Below are 2,555 nucleotides of genomic sequence, written 5' to 3' on the forward strand. Positions count from 1 at the left end.
TGCCGCCAAACTCATCCACCACGATCCCCAGGTGTTGGCGAGAGCGCAGCATTTCCTTGAGCAACAAGCTGACCCGCTTGGTGTCCGGCACAAAAAAAGGCGGTGCCATCGCCTGGGTCACTTCGGCATTGCCTTTTTGATCGAGATAGCGCAAGGCTTGCTTGAGGTGGATAATGCCGACGATCTCGTCCTTGGATTCTCCCTGCACGGGGATGCGCGAGTAGCCCGTTTCCAAACAGAGCTTCACCACATCCTGCAGTGTTTTGTCGTGGGAGATGGTCTCCATTTTAACTCTGGGCTTGGCCACGTCCCGCGCCTGCAGCAAGTCCAAAGCCAAGGCCCCACGGAACAGCCGCCGTTTTTGCCAATCCAGCAGCCCCCGCTGCCCCAACACATCGATCAGCAGCTCCAAATCCTTGAGAGAAGCAGTGGCCGTCAGCGGGGAGAATTCCAATAGATTGAAGAGCCTGCTGACAACCCACTCAAAAGCGTCGCTAAAAGGGCGCAACAGCACCGATAGGACATGAACAGGCCGCACCACCCAGCGGAACACCCCTAGCGGATGGCTCACCGCTAAAGACTTTGGGGCTACTTCTCCAAAGAGGAGCACCACAATTGTGGTGGGCACGGTGGCGGCCAAAGCTCCAATCTGGGTTCCCAACAGTTCAATGGAGAGGGTTGTGGCCAAAGCGGCAATGCCGATGTTGACAAAGTTGTTCACCAGCAACAGGGTGGTGATCAGCCGCGAGCGCTGTTGTTGGGCCAGTCGATACAAGCCCTGTGGATCCCCTTGTTCTTCGATCAGAGATTCCAGGCGCAGGTTGTCCATGGCCGTGATGGCGGTTTCGGCCCCAGAGCAAGCTCCTGAGAGGAGCAGCAAAAAGGCCAAGAGGAAGACATTAACCATAGCGCTCCGTTCGCGACGGCGGAACGGGATACAGGTAGCATTGGCTCATCGAGAGAAAAGCGGGTCGGCCTATTTCCATCATCAACGGGATCCCCTCCGGCACCTCAACACCTCGGTGGTTTTGCCAAAGTTCATCACTCAACCCATAGCTCGGCATCCGTGCCCCCTCATCAACTGCATCTTCAACGAAAATCTTCAATGAGAAATGAGAGAGGGATCAAGCTGTTCAAACCGGCCAGCTCCCTGAAAATCATGCGGAAATCTGACTTGTCCCGTTGATTTAGTCTTGATTGAGTCAAAGCTACTGATCTAAACGGGCCGGGCCAGATCGCTCCAAAAGCTGCCGGTACAACATGACAATCTTGTCTTGCACCTCGGATTGGCTCAGGTGATCTGTGTCGATCAAGATGGCATCGGGGGCAGGCCGCAAAGGAGAAATCAGCCGTTCGCTATCACGGCGATCCCGCTGCTCGATTTGCGCTTTCAATTCTTCGAGAGGTACCATTTGCCCTTGAGCTTGGAGTTGGTGTTGCCGACGCTGCGCCCGCTCCCCGACAGAAGCGGTCAAGAAAACCTTCAGCTCTGCATCAGGAAAGACGTGGGTGCCGATATCCCGCCCCTCCAAGACAGCACCGCCATCCCGGCCAATGCTGCGTTGCCGCTTCACCAGCTCCTGGCGTACTCCCGGCACTGCCGCCACGTGAGAGACCCAGCGGGTCACTTCCGGAGAGCGAATGGCCTGGGTAATTTCTTCGCCATCGGCCCAGATGCGGGTCGGCTCTGTCGAAGAGGTGCCACTTTGCAGGGTGAGCTGGGTTTGGGCGGCCAGTTGGGTGAGTTGCTCGGCATCGTCCAAAGGGATCCCCCGTTGCAGTGCCAGCCAGGTGATGGCTCGATACATGGCCCCCGTGTCCAAGTACAAAAGCTGCAGCTGGGCGGCTACTGCCCGCGCCACGGTGGATTTTCCGGCTCCAGCCGGGCCGTCGATGGCAATCAGCGGGCGACGCGGGGGAGAGGTCGTGCCGGAAGAGGGCGGTGCCGCATGCTGGACTCTCTCCGGCGAGGGATCCCCTTGCTCTGGGGAAAGGAGCAGGTTGTCGATCAGGCGAGTCTGCCCCACATAGGCAGCAATGGCCAGCAGGCCCTTGTCTTCCACCCGCGGCAGCGGTTGCAGCGTTTGGGGATCCACCAATTCCAGGTATTGCAGTTGCAGCTCTGGGGTATGCTCCAGCTCAGCACGGGCGGCGGCAAGGATCCCTTCTGCTGAGGGATCCCCGGCCTGCCAATGGTCATATCCCCGACGCAAGGCCCGGTACAGCCCGGCAGCCACCTGTCGTTCAGCAGCAGAAAGGTAGCGGTTGCGGGAGCTACAGGCGAGGCCATCGGCTTCTCGCACCGTGGGGCAGGGAACAATCGTGGTGGGTATTTGCAGATCCCGAACCAAACGCTGAATGATCGCCAGTTGCTGGGCGTCTTTTTGGCCGAAGTAGGCCCGCTGCGGCTGCACCAGGTTCAGCAGTTGCAGCACAATGGTGGCTACACCGCGAAAGTGGCCAGGTCGGTGGGGGGCGCAGAGGGTCTGCAGAAGGGATTCGGGGGGCATGACCCAGGTGCGGTCGCTTCCGGTTGCGGGGTCGGCTCCCATCTC

General features: G+C 59.1%; 3 protein-coding genes. All 3 read right to left on the reverse strand.

What is annotated here, in order from left to right; all coding sequences use genetic code 11:
• A partial coding sequence (locus NW819_RS00525) for a hemolysin family protein (RefSeq protein WP_414412567.1) occupies positions 1–907 on the reverse strand: 907 nt, incomplete at its 3' end.
• Entirely contained in the window at positions 900–1,049 is a 150-nt protein-coding gene (locus NW819_RS00530) for a hypothetical protein (RefSeq protein ID WP_414373591.1), read from the reverse strand. The genes NW819_RS00530 and NW819_RS00525, both read right to left, overlap by 8 nt.
• A 159-nt stretch (positions 1,050–1,208) precedes the next feature.
• On the reverse strand, positions 1,209–2,555 hold a 1,347-nt coding region (locus tag NW819_RS00535; protein ID WP_414412568.1), incomplete at its 5' end, for a bifunctional pantoate--beta-alanine ligase/(d)CMP kinase.

It is taken from the genome of Synechococcus sp. R8-2 (assembly GCF_047461715.1).
Lineage (GTDB): Bacteria > Cyanobacteriota > Cyanobacteriia > Thermostichales > Thermostichaceae > Thermostichus.